An 18,312-nucleotide genomic window follows, 5' to 3' on the forward strand; every position below is an offset into this window, starting at 1 on the left:
GGCTTAAACGCTGAGCGCAGCGCGCAATTGCGCTTCAAGCAAAGTGGCGTCCAGCTTCTGGCCGATCAATACCAGACGCGTGGTACGCGCTTCGTCGGCGCCCCACTGACGGTCGAAATGCTTGTCGAAACGCGTGCCCACGCCCTGGATCAGCAGGCGCATCGGCTTGTTCGGAATCGCCGCGAAACCTTTGACGCGCAAAATGCCGTGCTGGACCACCAGTTGAGTCAACGCGTCCAGCAGCAGGCTTTCGTCGGCTTGCGGCAGTTCGATGGAGATGGAGTCGAATGCGTCGTGGTCATGCTCATCGTGATGGCCGTCTTCATCTTCATGGTGGTGATCGTGATGGCTGTGACGGCTGTCGATGTGTTCTTCGGAACCGGCGCCGAGGCCGATCAGCACGTCCAGTGGCACGCGACCGCTGCTGGCTTCGATGACTTTCACCGCTGGCGGCAGTTCTTCAGCGACTTCCAGGCGTACGCGGGCCAGGTCTGCGGCGCTGATCAGGTCGGCCTTGTTGAGGATCACCAGGTCGGCGCTGGCCAGTTGGTCGGCGAACAGTTCGTGCAGCGGCGATTCGTGATCCAGGTTCGGGTCGAGTTTGCGCTGGGCATCGACCTGGTCCGGGAACGCCGCGAAGGTGCCGGCGGCGACCGCAGGGCTGTCGACCACAGTGATGACCGCGTCAACGGTGCAGGCGCTGCGGATTTCCGGCCACTGGAAGGCTTGCACCAGCGGTTTTGGCAGGGCCAGGCCCGAGGTTTCGATGAGGATGTGGTCGAGGTCGCCGCGACGGGCGACCAATTCGCGCATCACCGGGAAGAATTCTTCCTGAACGGTGCAGCACAGGCAGCCGTTGGCCAGTTCGTAGACGCGGCCGTTGGCTTCTTCTTCAGTGCAACCGATGGAGCACTGCTTGAGGATTTCGCCGTCGATACCCAGCTCGCCGAACTCGTTGACGATCACCGCAATGCGACGGCCCTGAGCGTTGTCGAGCATGTGCCGCAGCAACGTGGTTTTGCCCGAGCCGAGGAAGCCGGTAACGATGGTGACGGGGAGTTTGGCCAGTGTTTTCATCGGATGCCCTTTGGCAAGGTGGCGGGCATACGGGACGACAATCGCAGCGGCGGATGCACGCGCGCAAGAGTTCCGCCACCGGATCACCCCGCCCGGTTGTAGTGAGAATCTGTTTCGAGGCAGGTCTCCTGGCTGACGGTGTGCTGGGCTTGTGGGCCTGGCATTCGCTGCGCCTTCCCGCGAACCCGTTGCACAGGGTTTGCAGTGGCGTGGCAGCGAACAGCACCGTTCACAGTTGCGGGGGCAGCCGCGGCATCGACCGCGTTCCCTTCTTAGCTTCGGCAGACACCGAAGAACCTCGAAAGCGCAAGGCTACGCATCGTGTGGGGGCGGGTCAATGTTGACCTGAATTCTGTGGTGCCCCCTTTGATGATCGTTCCCACGCTCTGCGTGGGAATGCCTCAACGGACGCTCCGCGTTCGGCTGTGAAAGGGACGCGGAGCGTCCCGGGCTGCATTCCCACGCAGAGCGTGGGAACGATCAACTCAAACGAGAACCCTTGCCAATTGACGCCCAACCCCCGCCCATGCTCTCCTACACGCCTTGTTACGGGTGCCCTTCACAGGGTGAAACGGGAAACCGGTGAATCATGTGCTTTACTCTAAAGCCATGTCAGTCCGGTGCTGCCCCCGCAACGGTAAGCGAGCGAAGCGTCAGATCCACTGTGCCAGCAGTTCGGCATGGGAAGGTGATGCTTGCAGGTCAAGGCGAAAGCCAGTGCCCCTCGTGAGCCCGGAGACCGGCCCGCAACACAAAGTGACCATTACGATCACTGAATAACAAACCCGCGGTGGGCGGGCGCTGTTTGAACCTCTGCGTGCCCGACTCGCAGGGGTCTTCCATGCGCTCTATATCACCCCGCTGACAGACCAGAGGGAAGCGCCATGTCGATCATCAGCAGCACCGGCAGCAACACCGATAAGAGCACCGCCAGCACCACCCATACCCTGACCCAACGCCTGACCGCCGCCGTATGCGCGTCGATCCTGGGTGCCAGCCTTGTGTATTTCGCCGGTTTCTCGCACATCGAAGCGGTGCACAATGCCGCGCACGATACCCGCCACAGCTCTGCATTTCCGTGCCATTGAGACCTGCTGACATGATCAAGCGTATTGCGCAAACCGCAGGGTTCACCGGGCTGCTGGCCGCCCTGTTGCTGACCCTGCTGCAAAGCTTCTGGGTGGCACCGTTGATTTTGCAGGCCGAGACTTACGAAAAATCCGAGCCCGCCGCGGTTGAAGTTCACGAACACGCCGCAGGTGCTGTCGCCGCTCACACCCACGATGCCGAGGCCTGGGAACCGGCGGACGGCTGGCAGCGCGTGCTGTCCACCACCGGCGGCAACCTGGTGATAGCAGTCGGTTTCGCCCTGATGCTGGCCGGTCTCTACACCTTGCGCGCACCGACCAAAACCTCCCAGGGCCTGCTTTGGGGCCTGGCCGGTTATGCCACGTTCGTACTGGCACCGACCCTCGGTCTGCCACCCGAACTGCCGGGCACTGCCGCCGCTGATTTGGCGCAACGACAGGTCTGGTGGATCGGCACGGCGGCCTCCACAGCAGTCGGCATTGCATTGATCGTGTTCAGCCGTCACTGGCTGATGAAAGTGCTCGGCGTGGCAATCCTGGCCGTTCCTCACGTGATCGGCGCACCACAACCGGAAGTTCACTCGATGCTGGCTCCACAAGCCCTGGAAGCTCAGTTCAAAATCGCTTCGCAGCTGACCAACGTGACATTCTGGCTGGCCCTGGGCCTGATCAGTGCCTGGTTGTTCCGCCGCAAAAGCGATGGTCAGTACCACGCATGAGTGATATCAGCACAGCGCCGACTTTAGTGGTCGGCCTGGGCTGCCAGCGCGGCTGCCCCGTCAGCACGTTGCGGGCGCTGCTCGATCAGGCCTTGCAGGCTCATAAGATCGAACTTCACCAAATCAAGGCCCTGGCCAGCATCGACCTGAAGCGCGAAGAACCTGGCTTGATCGAATTGGCCGAACAGCTTGCGTTGCCGTTGCAGTATTTCAGCTGCGAACAATTGGCTGTCTATCAACCGCAACTCAGCCACCGCTCCGACATCGCGTTCGAACGCACCGGCTGCTACGGCGTAGCGGAAAGTGCCGCCCTGGCCCTGGCTGAACACCTGGCCCAGGCACCAGCAAAACTGCTGATTTCGCGACAAAAATTTGCCCAGGCCACCTTGGCATTGGCCGGCGTTGCCTGAAATCTTCGATAATCCCCGTCTCGATCATGAGCAATCTTCATCTGAAGCCTTGCCCAGCCCCTTTTTTCACAGGAACCGACGATGACCGTCTACTTCATTGGCGCAGGTCCCGGCGACCCGGAACTGATCACCGTCAAAGGCCAACGGCTGATTCGCAGCTGCCCGGTGATCATCTATGCCGGCTCCCTGGTGCCCGCCGCCGTGCTGGAAGGCCATTGCGCCGAACAGGTGGTCAACAGCGCCGAACTGCACCTGGAACAGATCATCGAGCTGATCAAATCCGCCCACGCCAAGGGCCAGGACGTGGCCAGGGTGCACTCCGGCGATCCGAGTCTTTATGGTGCGATTGGCGAGCAGATCCGCTACCTGCGCGAACTCGACATCCCGTTTGAAATCATTCCCGGCGTCACGGCCACGGCGGCCTGCGCGGCACTGTTGGGTGCGGAACTGACGTTACCCGACGTATCGCAAAGCGTGATCCTGACCCGTTATGCCGACAAAACCGTGATGCCCGCTGGCGAAGAGCTTGGCAGCCTGGCGCAGCACGGGGCGACGATGGCGATTCATCTGGGGGTCAATCATCTGGAGAAGATCCTGGCCGAATTGCTGCCGCATTACGGCGCGGATTGCCCGATCGCGGTGATTCACCGGGCGACCTGGCCGGATCAGGATTGGGTGGTGGGGACGTTGGCGGACATTGCCGCGAAGGTTGAAGCCAAGGGGTTTCGGCGCACGGCGTTGATTCTGGTGGGTCGGGTTTTGGGTAGCGATCACTTCAGTGAATCGTCGCTGTATCGCGCGGGGCACGCGCATCTCTACAGACCCTGAAGTACTTGTGGCGAGGGAGCTTGCTCCCGCTGGACCGCAGAGCGGTCCCAACATCAGCCAACGCATTCATCACGGGAAAATGCATTAGCTGCTTTGCGATTGCTTCGCAATCGAGCGGGAGCAAGCTCCCTCGCCACAGCGCTGTTTTTTTATGTCTGCAGCGAACACCTTACTTAGTAGTAGGCGTTTTCTTTCTGCGTGTGGTCGGTGACGTCACGAACGCCCTTGAGCTCGGGAATGCGCTCGAGCAAGGTGCGCTCGATGCCTTCGCGAAGGGTGACGTCTGCCTGGCCACAGCCCTGGCAACCGCCGCCGAACTTGAGCACGGCAATGCCGTCTTCGACCACATCGATCAGGCTGACCTGACCGCCGTGGCTGGCCAGCCCCGGGTTGATCTCGGTTTGCAGGTAATAGTTGATACGCTCGTTGATCGGGCTGTCAGCGTTGACCATCGGTACTTTGGCGTTTGGCGCCTTGATGGTGAGCTGGCCGCCCATACGGTCGGTGGCGTAATCGACTACCGCATCGTCCAGGAACGCTTCGCTGAACGAGTCGATGTAAGCGGTGAAGCTTTTGAGCCCCAGCGCCGTGTCCTCGGGTTTTTCTTCGCCCGGCTTGCAATATGCAATGCAGGTTTCGGCGTATTGGGTGCCAGGCTGGGTGATAAAGACGCGGATGCCGATGCCTGGGGTGTTCTGCTTGGAGAGCAGATCAGCCAGATAATCGTGGGCGGCGTCGGTAATGGTAATAGCGGTCATGGAAACTCCTCGCAGGCTTGGGCGCAGTTTACGCCAATCAACGCGCCGTACAAAGTCCTAGTATTTTTGTCGGGAAAGCACACTGCATCACAGACACCTCAGAGATTCTGATAGCGGTTCATGTCCAGCACGCCCTCTTCCACCGGATCGGTCTCGTGGACGTACCGGTTCAGGTCATGAAAGTAGAACCAGAATTGCGGATGGCTGCGGCGAATCCCCCAGCGCTCGACGATTTTCTCGAAGCGATTGGCGTCCTTGGCGTTTTCCATCTCGTCCACGAACTCAGGCACTTGCTCGGCCGGGATGTTGAATATGAAGTTCGGATAGCTGCTGAGCACGCCCGGGTAAATAGTCGCGGTGTCGAGCCCAGGCTGATACCGCAGCGATTCACCGATCAGGAACGCAACGTTGCTGTGCGCGCGGTTGCGCAGCAGGCTGTAGACCTCACGCTTGCCGCTCGCGGTTTCGATGCGCAGCAGGGTCGCTTCCGGCAGTTGATCGATAACCTTCAGCCCGGCCGCCGGACGCGAAGTCAGGCGACTCAACGCCTGTTCGGCACTCTGCAAGACCGGGTCGATGTTCGGCCGTGAGCAATAAGCGCCAGTACAACGGTTGATCGGGTCCGGCCTGGCGTTGAGGTCGCCGTAGCGGGCCAGCAATTGCTGGGCGAAATCGCGTTTCGGGTCCTTTTCGTCCAGCACCAGCGCTGTCTTTTTGTCGTTATCGATGGCCTCGTAATTCAGCCACATCTTGAATTTGCCGCCGCTCTGGTACCAGTCGTCGAGGTAGTCGTCGCGCGAATCGGCCGGCATCAGGCGCAGGAAGTTCTGCTCGGCGCCGTTGCGGATCAGGTCGAAATACAGGCGGGTCTGGGCTTGATGGGAGACGTTGCCGAACACGTCGAAGTTGACCGCCAACTGATAATACGTGCGCTCCAGCAGCGGGAAGTCGAACAGCCACATCGTTTGCGGCACGTCACCGATCAGGCCTTTGTTCACCGAGGCACTGTCGAAATGCCGGAAGATCGTCAGCAAGGCGTTATCGTTGCCAGCCCATAACGTCGACCAGCTCGGCGCTGGCGCATCGGCGTAACTGTCACGGCGCAGCACCTCGTACTCGTTACGCTTGTCGCGGTAGTCATGCCACAGGCTCAGGATGCTGCCGACATCGTCGTTCTGCCCCGGCATCGCCAACAAAGGCGTGGCCTGGCCGCGGTAATTCGGATCAATGATGTAGAGATCGTGCTCAGGCGCCTGGAACAGTGCCCAGAAGTTATCGCGAATCACGTCAGTGGCGATCTGGCCGCGGCACACCGGCCCGCGAATAAACGTACGGACGAAGTATTCGGCGTTATCGAGCATGAATTGATAACGCGCCTGGGCCGGGATCGCCTCGAACGTGGTGAACGGATTGGCCCGACGTTCCGGCCCGTATCCCGGCAAGGCGTCGACTTGCCAGTTGCCGTTATAGAAGAGGCTTTTGATCCGCGCCATCTTCGCCGGGCTCAGCGGGTAAGTGATGTGGGTCTTCTGCACAATCACGCCTTGCACCGGCCATAAACGGTAATAGACCTGAGTGCCCGGATCGTCATTGGGACGACGGGTGTTGATCAAATCAATGGGCTGGCCGGTCGGCGTGCGCGAACGTACCCACTGAAAGAAATGCCCCGGCTCGCCGTCCTTGAAATAGAGATGAGCGAGAAACCAATGCTCGAACAACCACCGCCCCACCAGGCTTTGCCGTGCCCCCGGGGCGTTGAGCAGGTTTTCCCACAGAACCACCTGCAACGCCTCCTTGGCGCTCGGTACCAGGCCTTGCTCGTCAATCGGCGCGCCGGAGGCCAGCCAGCGTTGCAGCGTCTGGTACTGCTGATCGGTCAGGCCGGTGACCGCCAGTGGCATGCCTTCCTGGGGATGTGATTTGGCATAGCTATCGAACTCGGCCGGCAAGGCGCACATGTTTTCCCGGTTCAGGCCAAGGACGATGTCCTCCGGCAACTTGGCATTGGGTTGCAACGGGGTCTTGTGGCCCAACTCAAGCATCCGCGCCATCAACGCGGCCTGACTGCCTTGAGCGTCGAGCACCGAATAGAAGCCCTTTTGCTGCCAGGCGCGCTTATCGAAGGCGTCATAAAACAGCCGGGTCGGCGCAGCAGCCTGGCGGCGTTCGCCGTCGTAGACCAGGGTCTTGGTCGCACCGCGGGCCACCCCTTCGCCACTGCCCAGATTGAGCTGACAGGCGGCGTCATTGCAGGCATGGCAGGCCACACACTTTTCGGTGAAGATCGGTTGTATGTCGCGGCTATAGGAAATAGCAGGGGAAATGCCAGAGGAAATGGCCGGATCCTGCGCGGCAGCGCCCCAGCTTAAAAACAGCAAAATCATGCTGATGACGCGATAAGACATATCCCTGGTCCCGATCATGAAAAAACGCCGCGATTCTACCGGTCTGCACCCCGCCCCAACATGAGCGATATTCATGCAAAATCGGGACATGCTCTAAAACCGCACAGGTTTGCTATTATTCCGCCCCTTCGTCATGGCCTTACCGAGTAGTCCAAATGTCCGATCGCAGCGTTCGCCTTCAAGCTCTCAAGCACGCCCTCAAAGAGCGCATCCTGATTCTCGATGGCGGCATGGGCACGATGATCCAGAGCTACAAGCTCGAAGAGCAGGATTACCGCGGCAAACGCTTCGCCGACTGGCCAAGTGACGTCAAGGGCAACAACGACCTGTTGATCCTGACGCGTCCGGACGTGATTGGCGCCATCGAGAAAGCCTACCTGGATGCCGGCGCCGACATTCTGGAAACCAACACCTTCAACGCCACCCAGGTGTCCCAGGCCGACTACGGCATGCAAGGCCTGGCGTACGAGCTAAACGTAGAAGGCGCGCGTCTGGCGCGCAAGGTCGCAGACGCCAAAACCCTGGAAACCCCGGACAAACCACGCTTCGTGGCTGGCGTGCTCGGCCCTACCAGCCGCACCTGCTCGCTGTCGCCTGACGTGAACAACCCCGGCTACCGCAACGTGACCTTCGATGAACTGGTGGAAAACTACACCGAGGCCACCAAAGGCCTGATCGAAGGCGGCGCCGACCTGATCCTGATCGAGACCATTTTCGACACCCTGAACGCCAAAGCGGCGATCTTCGCCGTGCAAGGTGTGTACGAAGAACTTGGCGTCGAGTTGCCGATCATGATCTCCGGCACCATCACCGACGCCTCCGGCCGCACGCTCTCCGGTCAGACCACCGAAGCCTTCTGGAACTCCGTGGCCCACGCCAAGCCGATCTCGGTCGGCCTGAACTGCGCCCTCGGCGCCAGCGAGTTGCGCCCCTACCTGGAAGAGCTGTCGAACAAGGCCAGCACCCACGTTTCCGCGCACCCGAACGCCGGCCTGCCGAACGAATTCGGCGAGTACGACGAACTGCCGGCCGAAACTGCAAAAGTCATCGAAGAATTCGCCCAAAGCGGCTTCCTCAACATTGTCGGTGGCTGCTGCGGCACCACGCCGGGCCACATCGAAGCCATCGCCAACGCCGTGGCCGGTTACGCGCCGCGTGCAATTCCGGACATTCCAAAGGCCTGCCGCCTGTCGGGCCTGGAACCGTTCACCATCGATCGCAACTCGTTGTTCATCAACGTCGGCGAGCGGACCAACATCACTGGTTCCGCCAAGTTCGCCCGCCTGATCCGTGAAGACAACTACACCGAAGCCCTGGAAGTCGCCCTGCAACAGGTCGAAGCTGGCGCCCAGGTGATCGACATCAACATGGACGAAGGGATGCTCGATTCGAAGAAGGCCATGGTGACCTTCCTCAATCTGATTGCCGGTGAGCCGGACATCTCCCGCGTACCGATCATGATCGACTCCTCCAAGTGGGAAGTGATCGAAGCCGGCCTCAAGTGCATCCAGGGCAAGGGCATCGTCAACTCCATCAGCATGAAAGAAGGCGTCGAGCAGTTCATTCATCACGCCAAACTGTGCAAACGCTATGGCGCCGCAGTCGTGGTGATGGCCTTCGACGAAGCCGGCCAGGCCGACACCGAAGCGCGCAAGAAAGAAATCTGCAAACGCTCCTACGACATTCTGGTCAACGAAGTCGGCTTCCCGCCGGAAGACATCATCTTCGACCCGAACATCTTCGCCATCGCCACCGGCATCGAAGAACACAACAACTACGCTGTGGACTTCATCAACGCCTGTGCCTACATCCGTGACGAACTGCCGTACGCGCTGACCTCGGGCGGTGTGTCCAACGTGTCGTTCTCGTTCCGTGGCAACAATCCGGTGCGCGAGGCGATTCACTCGGTGTTCCTGCTGTATGCGATCCGCAACGGCCTGACCATGGGTATCGTCAACGCCGGCCAGCTGGAGATCTACGACCAGATCCCGGCTGAACTGCGTGACGCCGTTGAAGACGTCGTGCTCAACCGCACCCCGGAAGGCACTGACGCCCTGCTCGCCATTGCCGACAAGTACAAGGGCGACGGCAGCGTCAAGGAAGCCGAGACCGAGGAATGGCGCGGCTGGGACGTCAACAAGCGTCTGGAGCATGCGCTGGTCAAAGGCATCACCACGCACATCGTTGAGGACACCGAAGAATCCCGTCAATCGTTCGCCCGCCCGATCGAAGTGATCGAAGGCCCGCTGATGTCCGGCATGAACATCGTCGGCGACCTGTTCGGCGCCGGCAAAATGTTCCTGCCGCAGGTGGTGAAATCCGCCCGCGTGATGAAGCAGGCCGTGGCCCACTTGATCCCGTTCATCGAACTGGAAAAAGGCGACAAACCGGAAGCCAAGGGCAAAATCCTGATGGCCACGGTAAAAGGCGACGTGCACGACATCGGCAAGAACATCGTTGGCGTCGTGCTGGGTTGTAACGGCTACGACATCGTCGACCTCGGCGTGATGGTCCCGGCGGAGAAAATCCTGCAAGTGGCCAAGGAGCAGAAGTGCGACATCATCGGCCTGTCCGGCCTGATCACCCCTTCGCTGGATGAAATGGTCCACGTAGCCCGCGAGATGCAGCGCCAGGACTTCCATCTGCCGCTGATGATCGGTGGCGCGACCACCTCCAAAGCACACACGGCCGTGAAGATCGAGCCGAAATACAGCAACGACGCAGTGATCTACGTCACCGACGCTTCCCGCGCCGTGGGCGTGGCGACGCAGTTGCTGTCCAAGGAATTGAAGCCGGCGTTCATCGAGAAGACTCGCCTGGAATACATCGAAGTCCGCGAGCGCACCGCTAACCGCAGCGCCCGTACCGAGCGCCTGAGCTACCCGGCGGCCATCGCCAAGAAGCCGCAGTTCGACTGGAGCACTTACGAGCCGGTCAAACCGACGTTTACCGGTGCCAGGGTGCTGGAGAACATCGACCTGAAGGTGTTGGCCGAATACATCGACTGGACGCCGTTTTTTATCTCCTGGGACCTGGCCGGCAAATTCCCGCGCATCCTCACGGATGAAGTGGTCGGTGAAGCCGCCACGGCGTTGTACGCTGACGCCCGGGAAATGCTCGCCAAGCTGATCGACGAGAAACTCATCAGCGCCCGTGCCGTGTTCGGCTTCTGGCCGGCCAATCAGGTGCGCGAGGATGACATTGAAGTCTACGGCGATGACGGCAAGCCGATTGCCAAGCTGCATCACCTGCGTCAGCAGATCATCAAGACCGACGGCAAGCCGAACTTCTCCCTGGCTGACTTCGTTGCCCCCAAAGACAGCGAAGTGACCGACTACGTGGGTGGTTTCATCACCACCGCCGGGATCGGTGCCGAAGAAGTGGCCAAGGCCTATCAGGATGCCGGCGATGACTACAACTCGATCATGGTCAAGGCACTGGCCGACCGTCTGGCCGAGGCGTGCGCCGAGTGGCTGCACCAGCAGGTCCGTAAAGAGTACTGGGGTTACGCCAAGGACGAGACGCTCGACAACGAGGCCCTGATCAAAGAGCAATACACCGGTATCCGCCCTGCCCCGGGCTACCCGGCCTGCCCGGATCACACCGAGAAATCCACATTGTTCAAGTTGCTGGACCCCGAGGCCTCGGAAATGAAAGCTGGCCGCAGTGGTGTGTTCCTTACCGAGCACTACGCCATGTTCCCGGCGGCAGCGGTCAGCGGTTGGTACTTCGCTCACCCGCAGGCGCAATATTTTGCCGTGGGCAAGATCGACAAGGACCAGGTGCAGAGCTACACCTCGCGCAAAGGTCAGGAACTGAGCGTGACCGAGCGCTGGCTGGCGCCGAACCTGGGTTACGACAACTAATAGAGGCAACTCGGTCGAGTGCCCGATCGTTCCCACGCTCTGCGTGGGAATGCCTCAATGGACGCTCTGCGTCCGCTTTAGGGACGCGGAGCGTCCCGGGCTGCATTCCCACGCAGAGCGTGGGAACGATCAATCACTGCAACATTGTCTATGCTTACTTCTCACACATTGGTGACGAGGGGTTTATGGACGATCCAGCCGACAACAAGCCGCCTACTTTCTGGCAAATGCTGCACAGCGTCATGGCGGCGGCGTTCGGGGTGCAGAGCGGGAAGAACCGGGCCCGGGATTTCACTCACGGCAAGCCCAGTCATTTCGTGATTCTGGGGATTTTGTTCACCGCGGTGTTTGCGTTGACGCTGTACGGCATCGTGCAACTGGTGGTGCATCTGACCGGGGTTTAACGCAATTGCGCTCGTGCACCGGGCTCGTAAACCGCGCCGCACATCAGCAGGAACGAGTAGAAAACTTTCAACATTAATCGTTCGAGCCCCCGGCAATTCGCCGCGCATCATAGCCAGCGAAGCCCCGGGAAACGGCGCTTGCCCCGGTTATTGTCCGACAATCGTCGGAATGGGGCCCGGACGGGGTCGGTTATTGATGGCTGACCCAAAATACCGCTGTGCCCACGACCAGGATGATCAGGAACAGAATGGCCCAAGCATCGACCGTGCTATCGGGTTTTGACGTTTTGGTAGGGTTGCTCATTGCATCGCCTCTTGTCGGTTTTATCGGTGATTGCATAAAGACTCGAGCACAGTTAAGACGATGATTGCCCGCACCACAAATGTGGGTTCTGGCTAATTGGTATTCATTAGTCGTTTTGGTTCTTTACATATACTCAAACATCACTTTTGCGCATAACTGCAAACTGGTATCTTGCCCCGGCTCCGTTGGGAGTGCGCGGCCGTGCGCGCAGAATTGCCGAGGCAGTATCGGAAACTTCTAGGCGAAAAACGCAACTGGATCCGACCGGCCCAAGCCTGAGAACAGGACTTATATGTACGTATATGACGAGTACGATCAGCGGATCATCGAGGACCGCGTCAAGCAGTTCCGTGATCAGACCCGACGCTATCTGGCAGGCGAGCTGAGCGAAGAAGAATTCCGCCCCCTGCGCCTGCAAAATGGCCTTTACATCCAGCGCTTCGCGCCGATGTTGCGGGTGGCGGTGCCTTACGGCCAACTGACTTCGCGCCAGACGCGAATGATGGCCAAAATTGCCCGCGACTATGACAAGGGCTACGCCCACATCAGCACCCGGCAGAACGTGCAGTTCAACTGGCCGGCGCTGGAAGACATCCCGGACATCCTTGCCGAACTGGCGACCGTGCAGATGCACGCGATCCAGACCAGCGGCAACTGCTTGCGCAACGTCACCACCGACCAGTTCGCCGGTGTCGCTGCCGACGAGCTGATCGATCCGCGCCCGTGGTGCGAGATCGTCCGCCAATGGACCACCTTCCACCCTGAATTCGCTTACTTGCCGCGCAAGTTCAAGATCGCCATCAACGGTTCGACTTCCGACCGTGCGGCCATCGAAGTCCATGACATCGGCCTTGAGCCGGTGCACAACGCCGCTGGCGAGCTGGGTTTCCGTGTGCTGGTGGGTGGTGGTCTGGGCCGTACCCCGGTGGTGGGCGCGTTCATCAATGAATTCCTGCCGTGGCAAGACCTGTTGAGCTACCTCGACGCCATCCTGCGGGTCTACAACCGCTATGGCCGTCGTGACAACAAGTACAAGGCGCGGATCAAGATTCTGGTCAAGGCCTTGACCCCTGAAGTCTTCGCGCAAAAAGTCGACGCGGAAATGGAGCACCTTCGCGGTGGCCAGACCACGTTGACCGAAGCCGAAGTGCATCGTGTAGCCAAACACTTCGTCGACCCCGAGTACAAGGCTCTGGACAACCAGACCCAGGCGTTGGCCGAACTCGATAAAGAGCACCCGGGCTTCGCGCGCTGGCGCACCCGCAATACCATGGCCCACAAGAAGCCGGGTTATTTGGCCGTGACCCTGTCCCTGAAGCCGACCGGTGTTGCACCGGGCGACATCACCGACAAGCAGCTCGATGCCGTTGCCGACCTGGCCGATCGTTACAGCTTCGGTCAGCTGCGCACCTCCCACGAGCAGAACATCATTCTGGCCGACGTTGAGCAGACCCAACTGTTCGCGATGTGGGGCGAGTTGCGTGAGCAGGGCTTCGCCACGCCAAACATCGGTTTGCTGACCGACATCATCTGCTGCCCGGGTGGCGACTTCTGCTCCCTGGCCAACGCCAAATCGATTCCGATCGCCGAGTCGATCCAGCGTCGCTTCGAAGACCTGGATTACCTGTTCGATATCGGCGAACTGGACCTGAACATCTCCGGCTGCATGAACGCCTGTGGTCACCACCACGTCGGCCACATCGGCATTCTCGGGGTGGACAAGAAAGGCGAAGAGTTCTACCAGGTTTCCCTGGGTGGCAGCGGAAGTCGCGACGCCAGCCTGGGTAAAATTCTCGGCCCGTCCTTCGCCCAGGACGCCATGCCTGACGTGATCGAAAAGCTGATCGACGTGTACATAGAACAACGTACCGAAGACGAGCGTTTCATCGACACCTATCAGCGTATTGGCATCGACCTCTTCAAGGAGCGCGTCTATGCAGCGAATAATTAAGAACAACGAAGTCGTCGACGAGACCTGGCACTTGCTGCCCAAGGACTTCAACATCGACGAGATCAGCAACTGCGACGACTACATCGTCCCGTTGCAGCTGTGGCGCGAACACAGCCGTATGCTCAAGGCCCGCGATGGCGGCCTGGGCGTGTGGCTGGATGCCGATGAAGAAGCGGAAGAAATCGGTGACGACGTGGAAAATTTCCAGGTGATCGCCCTGAATTTCCCAGCTTTCACTGATGGTCGCAATTACTCCAACGCCCGCCTGCTGCGTGACCGTTATGGTTTCAAAGGTGAACTGCGAGCGATTGGCGATGTGCTGCGCGACCAGCTGTTCTACCTGCACCGCTGCGGTTTCGACGCTTTTGCGATTCGCGCCGATAAAGACCCGTACGAAGCCCTGGAAGGTCTCAGGGACTTCTCGGTGACCTATCAGGCCGCCACCGACGAACCGCTGCCGCTGTTCCGTCGCCGCTGATCGTCAAACCTTGAACCCCTTCGCGGGGTTCAAGGCTCCCTCCTAGTACAGTCACGCCACGAACAAATCCGTTCAAAAACCTGCGCGCTGTTCCAATGCCCTGAACGCCACCCATGGGTTTTCAAGCCGGCCTAGCACTGCGCTCAATCGACTCAATACTTCGTCCGAAGCATCTGCCGCCTCCAAAAGTCGCCAGACTCGCGCCTGAAGCGACAAATAGCTGACCTGAAAGTCGGCGGTCAGGCTCAGCCTGTCGATTGCGCTTAAGAACCGCGTACCGGAGGGTTTGTCTACCAGCCGCTGCCAAAGGGCTTTTCGGGACTGTTGCAGCGGTTCATCGCAGTCTCGTAGCCACACAATCGGCTGTCCATAGTCAGCACCTGGCGCGCTCAGCCATAAATTGATTCCCGTTTGTTCACGATGGCTGATCAGTCGGCGGAGTGTGTCCTCGTCTGTCAGTGGATTGCCCCCCAGCAGCACACGATCCACCGAGACGGCCTGATTTATCACTGCGGGGGGAACGCGGGTGATCCGGTTGTCACGCAAGTCCAGAGAGGTCATATAGGGCTCATCCCTGATACCGATCGGGCACCGGGTAATCCGGGTGTCGCTCAGGTTCAGCCGACGCAAGTCATTCATCCCGAGCAACATGGGGGGTACGCCCAAGGGGTTTTCACTCAGGTCCAGCGTTTGAAGCCTGGCCAACCCGCTCAGCTGTGACGCCGTCTCTTCGGTGAAGACCAGGCCGGTAGCCTTGAGATTCAGCGACGTGAGATGAGTCAGGCTGAACATGGCCGTCGGCAGAACAGCCTGCACCTCACCCTCGGGGTCGAATTGGGTCAACTCGACACCCTCAAGATTCAAGGTCTGCAGATTCGGAAAACACTCGAGGAACCCATTCAAGGATTCACGCTCGGTCACGTGGAAGTGCGGCATCGACAACTCGACGACCTCGTTGAAGCGGATGTTCATGATCGGCAATCGATGATAGTCCTCGCCCGCCATGTCGAGCTTGAACCCGACAAGCTGTTCGCCTGAATAGACGCGCTGATCTTGCGATGCCCGCTTTCGCCAGAGGGTGATCAGCTCGTCAGCCAGCTCGATTCTGGTTTCACGTTCGTAGTCCATGGCGCTCTGAACCATGTTCTCGTTATGTACTTCAATCTGCTCTTCAGTCAGCCCCTGTGCCTCGTTGTCAGCTTCGTTCAGGAAGGGAATGTCCATTTCCACAATGTCTTGCGCCACCTGATCGATCCAGCCGCTCAGGTCGATGTTCAATTGTTGAAACGCCTGCTTCAGCGCGTCGATATGAGCCTGGGCCCTGCCACCGCTACGCAGTAGGACTTCATCGGCCTCAGCATCCGAGAAATCCGGATAAAGCTCCTTGAGCTGCAACCTCATCATCTCGTGCGTCAGCTCTTCGGCCTGAGGCGTACCGGGAAAACCGCCGCCACGCAGCCCTTGCGCCTCGAAGGACAGGCCGGAGTCCATCCTGCCCAGACCGAGCATGAATTCGGAACGCTGCATTGCCTGATCCCCGAGTTTCAGCCGCAATTCGTGGGCTGGATCAAGCGATGAAAGTTGCAGCGCCTCGCGTTCGTCCACGGACAGAACGTCAAGGAGTGCCGCATAAAAGTCCGTTTGCACACCGCGACTCAGGTAACGGCTCCCCACCTTGATCAACCGTCGAACATCGGGGGCGTCAAACGCACCGCTACGGTCCAGAACTCGGCTTGCGAGAGAACCGTCCTGGATTTCGATACGAAGGTTCTTTGGCCATCCGGGCAGATTTTTGAGGGAATGCAGGGCCAGCGTGTCGGACGCCGGGTTGACCACCGAGGGAAGGTACACCCCCTCATACGCACGATTGAGCCGTACATGCTGTTGGTATTGCCGAGCCTTGCTGTCGAGACGGCTGAACATTTGCCGGAGCTGGACCGCGTCGGAAGGGCTCTGGATATCCACGCCATAACGGTCAAGCATTTGCTCAATGGCGCTTTTGGGCAGGCCGGGGTATTGGCGCTGAAACAACCGGACCCACTCATGTTCCGAGTGCTGAAGCGCTTCGTAACGGCTGTTGAACTGTTCAACTCGCTCGCCCTGGGCCACAGCGGCTTGCTCGAGTTCCTGATCGATCCTGAAACGGCTGATGGTATCGGCCAGCAAAGGCGTCGGCGGACGCCCGGCCTGCATCAGTCGCAGCATGTCATCATCGACAGCACTGACCTTGGCGATCTGCGCCAGCATTTCATCGCTGAAAGACGCCACCGACGGGCCGAGTCCGCGCAGAAGCTCCAAGCGGGTCGGTGGTACCCGGCTGGGTAATACGACAGCCGGAGCAACGGCCTGGTCCGGCGTCGGCCTGGCAACCTCCTCCGCCGGTGCTGCGCCAGGTTCGCGAGCGCTCTCGGCAATGGCACCGGCCTCGGCCGCTTCACCCTTGAGCGCCGCACCTGCGCCGGCCAGCGGCAGCGCATTAAGCAAGCCAAATACCGTGCGCGTCACGCCCGCCGCTCTATCGCTCGATGTCGCACCGTTGACGACCTGATCAAGGCCATACCCGGCATCGATGATACCGGCCAGCACCAACAACCCTTCTCCGCCGGGCACGAACAACGCCAAAGGACCGAAACGGTTGATCCATTGCACAACCGGTTCGGTGACGGCACTCAAGTTATCCCGGTTGACCTGCGCATCGTCACGAATGGTGTTGACCCCGGCCAGGGAGGCCTCCTTCATGGTCAGGACCAACTGGGCAAACGGATCGGTGCCTGATGGCGAGTCATCGAAGCCGATGTATCGGGCAGGCTCCCAAAAGCCGTCATCGTTGAAGAACCCCGCCTCTTTGGTCAGCCGGTGTTCCCTCGGGTAGACCGCCATGCCGTCCAGCGCCGTCAACACACCAGCATGGAAAGTGCCGTCCTTGCGATCATCCTCGGCGAAGTGAGCGGCCAAGGCCTGTTTCGTATCGTCACGCCTGCCCTGCTCTACAACCCACTGGTGCAAATGCCCGGAGTCCTCAAACGCATGCAGGGGCGACGAGTTGCCGGGGATGTACAACACAATCCTGCCGCCAGGTTCACGGAAGCCCCAGATGTCTTTTGATGTGTAGCGATAAAGCTTCAAGCGTCCCGTAACAAGCATCGCAGGCACCCTGGTGGGGGCCTGTAATTGTTCGAATGTGAGTGTTGCCCATGCTTGATCCGACGGCAGCCCTGCCGCCTGCATGGCCAGTGCGAGCCCTTCCGGGTCCAGACTGTTCTCACCCCGCTGCAGTAAAGCGGCCATGACGAAGGCGGCTTTGGCCGAGGTTTTCAGTGCATGGGGGGCAGGTGCGACGATCACTTCGTCCGATGGCCAGGCTTGATCAAGATAGGCCTGATACAGATCCTTGAGAGCCAGCTCCCAGACCCACTTTTTGAAGTCCGCCGGTCGCACGGCGATCTGGTTGGCTGGACCGAAGATTTGCCCGACGTTTCGGCGATAGAGGCCTTCATAACTGTCGTGGTTGCCATCGCCACTATCGGCAAACTCGTCGACGTGCTCCACGATCTGTATGGATGGCCCGATGTCAGGCGGCGTATACAACCCAAACGCTGTTTCACCGAAGCGCCCGTCACCCACGGTTTGATAGTTGGAAATCAGCACCTGCACCAGCGACATGGCACTCGCCACCCGTCCCTGGTGGATGCCGTTCTGCGCGGGATGCCCTTTGTAGTCGTAATCGAGGGTCACCAGCTGTGCGGTGGCGGGATCAATATCATGACCCCACTTTTCTTTGATCAGGTGTTCGCCAAACTGGCTGGGAGTGAGTGGCAGCGCAGCATCCATGGCGGACTTCAACACTTGGCGCATGCCGGGAGAGGTCAGTACATCGTCGGCTTTTTGAGGGTGGTCGATCATGGTGCATTCCATTGCAAGCATTTCAGGAACACCAGCCTAACCGACCACGGATCAACCGGAAGCGGGAGCGATCGACACAGATCTCAGGAAAATTCGCAAACACCGTAAGGAAAATGGATGG

At 59.7% G+C, this 18,312-nt stretch carries 12 protein-coding genes and 2 riboswitches; of the genes, 8 read left to right on the forward strand and 4 right to left on the reverse strand.

What is annotated here, in order from left to right:
- Nucleotides 1-3 precede the first annotated feature (3 nt).
- Complete coding sequence (cobW, locus tag AC3WP4_RS00830; RefSeq protein WP_074877575.1) at nucleotides 4-1,077, reverse strand: cobalamin biosynthesis protein CobW; 1,074 nt, start codon at nucleotides 1,075-1,077, stop codon at nucleotides 4-6.
- Nucleotides 1,078-1,178: 101 nt separating this feature from the next.
- A riboswitch (cobalamin riboswitch) is annotated at nucleotides 1,179-1,393 on the reverse strand.
- Between the two features lie 217 nt (nucleotides 1,394-1,610).
- Nucleotides 1,611-1,839: riboswitch (cobalamin riboswitch) on the forward strand.
- A gap of 122 nt (nucleotides 1,840-1,961) precedes the next feature.
- Here cobW and AC3WP4_RS00835 point away from each other — a divergent pair.
- The 4 genes from AC3WP4_RS00835 (at nucleotide 1,962) to cobM (ending at nucleotide 4,122) form a co-directional block, all read left to right on the forward strand.
- Entirely contained in the window at nucleotides 1,962-2,165 is a 204-nt protein-coding gene (locus tag AC3WP4_RS00835) for a CbtB domain-containing protein (protein ID WP_074877577.1), read from the forward strand.
- Nucleotides 2,166-2,176: 11 nt separating this feature from the next.
- The gene (locus tag AC3WP4_RS00840; RefSeq protein WP_102614303.1) at nucleotides 2,177-2,884 is read left to right on the forward strand and encodes a CbtA family protein; all 708 of its coding nucleotides are present in this window, start codon (nucleotides 2,177-2,179) and stop codon (nucleotides 2,882-2,884) included.
- Complete coding sequence (locus AC3WP4_RS00845; protein ID WP_102614302.1) at nucleotides 2,881-3,294, forward strand: cobalamin biosynthesis protein; 414 nt, start codon at nucleotides 2,881-2,883, stop codon at nucleotides 3,292-3,294. The genes AC3WP4_RS00840 and AC3WP4_RS00845 overlap by 4 nt, the downstream gene beginning before the upstream one ends.
- Before the next feature lie 81 nt (nucleotides 3,295-3,375).
- Entirely contained in the window at nucleotides 3,376-4,122 is a 747-nt protein-coding gene (gene cobM, locus AC3WP4_RS00850) for a precorrin-4 C(11)-methyltransferase (RefSeq protein ID WP_074877584.1), read from the forward strand.
- 173 nt (nucleotides 4,123-4,295) lie between these two features.
- On the opposite strand, the gene nfuA is transcribed toward cobM, so the two are convergent.
- Both nfuA and AC3WP4_RS00860 read right to left on the reverse strand, forming a co-directional pair.
- Nucleotides 4,296-4,880, reverse strand: a complete 585-nt coding sequence (nfuA, locus tag AC3WP4_RS00855; RefSeq protein WP_046048486.1) for a Fe-S biogenesis protein NfuA — start codon at nucleotides 4,878-4,880, stop codon at nucleotides 4,296-4,298.
- 98 nt (nucleotides 4,881-4,978) lie between these two features.
- On the reverse strand, nucleotides 4,979-7,285 hold the full coding sequence (locus tag AC3WP4_RS00860) for a fatty acid cis/trans isomerase (RefSeq protein WP_102614300.1): 2,307 nt from the start codon (nucleotides 7,283-7,285) through the stop codon (nucleotides 4,979-4,981).
- A gap of 155 nt (nucleotides 7,286-7,440) precedes the next feature.
- Here AC3WP4_RS00860 and metH point away from each other — a divergent pair, with 155 nt between their 5' ends.
- The 4 genes from metH to AC3WP4_RS00880 all read left to right on the forward strand — a co-directional run bounded on the left by metH (nucleotide 7,441) and on the right by AC3WP4_RS00880 (nucleotide 14,288).
- Complete coding sequence (metH, locus tag AC3WP4_RS00865) at nucleotides 7,441-11,151, forward strand: methionine synthase (protein ID WP_102614299.1); 3,711 nt, start codon at nucleotides 7,441-7,443, stop codon at nucleotides 11,149-11,151.
- Between the two features lie 185 nt (nucleotides 11,152-11,336).
- Entirely contained in the window at nucleotides 11,337-11,555 is a 219-nt protein-coding gene (locus tag AC3WP4_RS00870) for a DUF2970 domain-containing protein (RefSeq protein WP_074877590.1), read from the forward strand.
- A 596-nt stretch (nucleotides 11,556-12,151) separates the two neighbouring features.
- Entirely contained in the window at nucleotides 12,152-13,810 is a 1,659-nt protein-coding gene (locus tag AC3WP4_RS00875) for a nitrite/sulfite reductase (RefSeq protein ID WP_102614298.1), read from the forward strand.
- Complete coding sequence (locus AC3WP4_RS00880) at nucleotides 13,794-14,288, forward strand: DUF934 domain-containing protein (protein WP_074877594.1); 495 nt, start codon at nucleotides 13,794-13,796, stop codon at nucleotides 14,286-14,288. Before AC3WP4_RS00875 ends, AC3WP4_RS00880 begins: the two co-directional genes overlap by 17 nt.
- Nucleotides 14,289-14,360: 72 nt before the next feature.
- On the opposite strand, the gene AC3WP4_RS00885 is transcribed toward AC3WP4_RS00880, so the two are convergent.
- Nucleotides 14,361-18,191, reverse strand: a complete 3,831-nt coding sequence (locus AC3WP4_RS00885; protein WP_102614297.1) for a leucine-rich repeat domain-containing protein — start codon at nucleotides 18,189-18,191, stop codon at nucleotides 14,361-14,363.
- Nucleotides 18,192-18,312: the final 121 nt, after the last annotated feature.

This window comes from Pseudomonas sp. FW305-20, from assembly GCF_058788075.1.

What these genes read in the sequence shown, in the direction of transcription:
- AC3WP4_RS00835 (WP_074877577.1), top strand. Translation starts at nt 1,962, where the DNA reads ATGTCGATCATCAGCAGCACCGGCAGCAACACCGATAAGAGCACCGCC.
- AC3WP4_RS00870 (WP_074877590.1), top strand. Translation starts at nt 11,337, where the DNA reads ATGGACGATCCAGCCGACAACAAGCCGCCTACTTTCTGGCAAATGCTG.
- metH (WP_102614299.1), top strand. Translation starts at nt 7,441, where the DNA reads ATGTCCGATCGCAGCGTTCGCCTTCAAGCTCTCAAGCACGCCCTCAAA.
- AC3WP4_RS00875 (WP_102614298.1), top strand. Translation starts at nt 12,152, where the DNA reads ATGTACGTATATGACGAGTACGATCAGCGGATCATCGAGGACCGCGTC.
- cobM (WP_074877584.1), top strand. Translation starts at nt 3,376, where the DNA reads ATGACCGTCTACTTCATTGGCGCAGGTCCCGGCGACCCGGAACTGATC.
- AC3WP4_RS00880 (WP_074877594.1), top strand. Translation starts at nt 13,794, where the DNA reads ATGCAGCGAATAATTAAGAACAACGAAGTCGTCGACGAGACCTGGCAC.
- cobW (WP_074877575.1), bottom strand. Translation starts at nt 1,077, where the DNA reads ATGAAAACACTGGCCAAACTCCCCGTCACCATCGTTACCGGCTTCCTC.
- AC3WP4_RS00860 (WP_102614300.1), bottom strand. Translation starts at nt 7,285, where the DNA reads ATGTCTTATCGCGTCATCAGCATGATTTTGCTGTTTTTAAGCTGGGGC.
- AC3WP4_RS00885 (WP_102614297.1), bottom strand. Translation starts at nt 18,191, where the DNA reads ATGATCGACCACCCTCAAAAAGCCGACGATGTACTGACCTCTCCCGGC.
- nfuA (WP_046048486.1), bottom strand. Translation starts at nt 4,880, where the DNA reads ATGACCGCTATTACCATTACCGACGCCGCCCACGATTATCTGGCTGAT.
- AC3WP4_RS00840 (WP_102614303.1), top strand. Translation starts at nt 2,177, where the DNA reads ATGATCAAGCGTATTGCGCAAACCGCAGGGTTCACCGGGCTGCTGGCC.
- AC3WP4_RS00845 (WP_102614302.1), top strand. Translation starts at nt 2,881, where the DNA reads ATGAGTGATATCAGCACAGCGCCGACTTTAGTGGTCGGCCTGGGCTGC.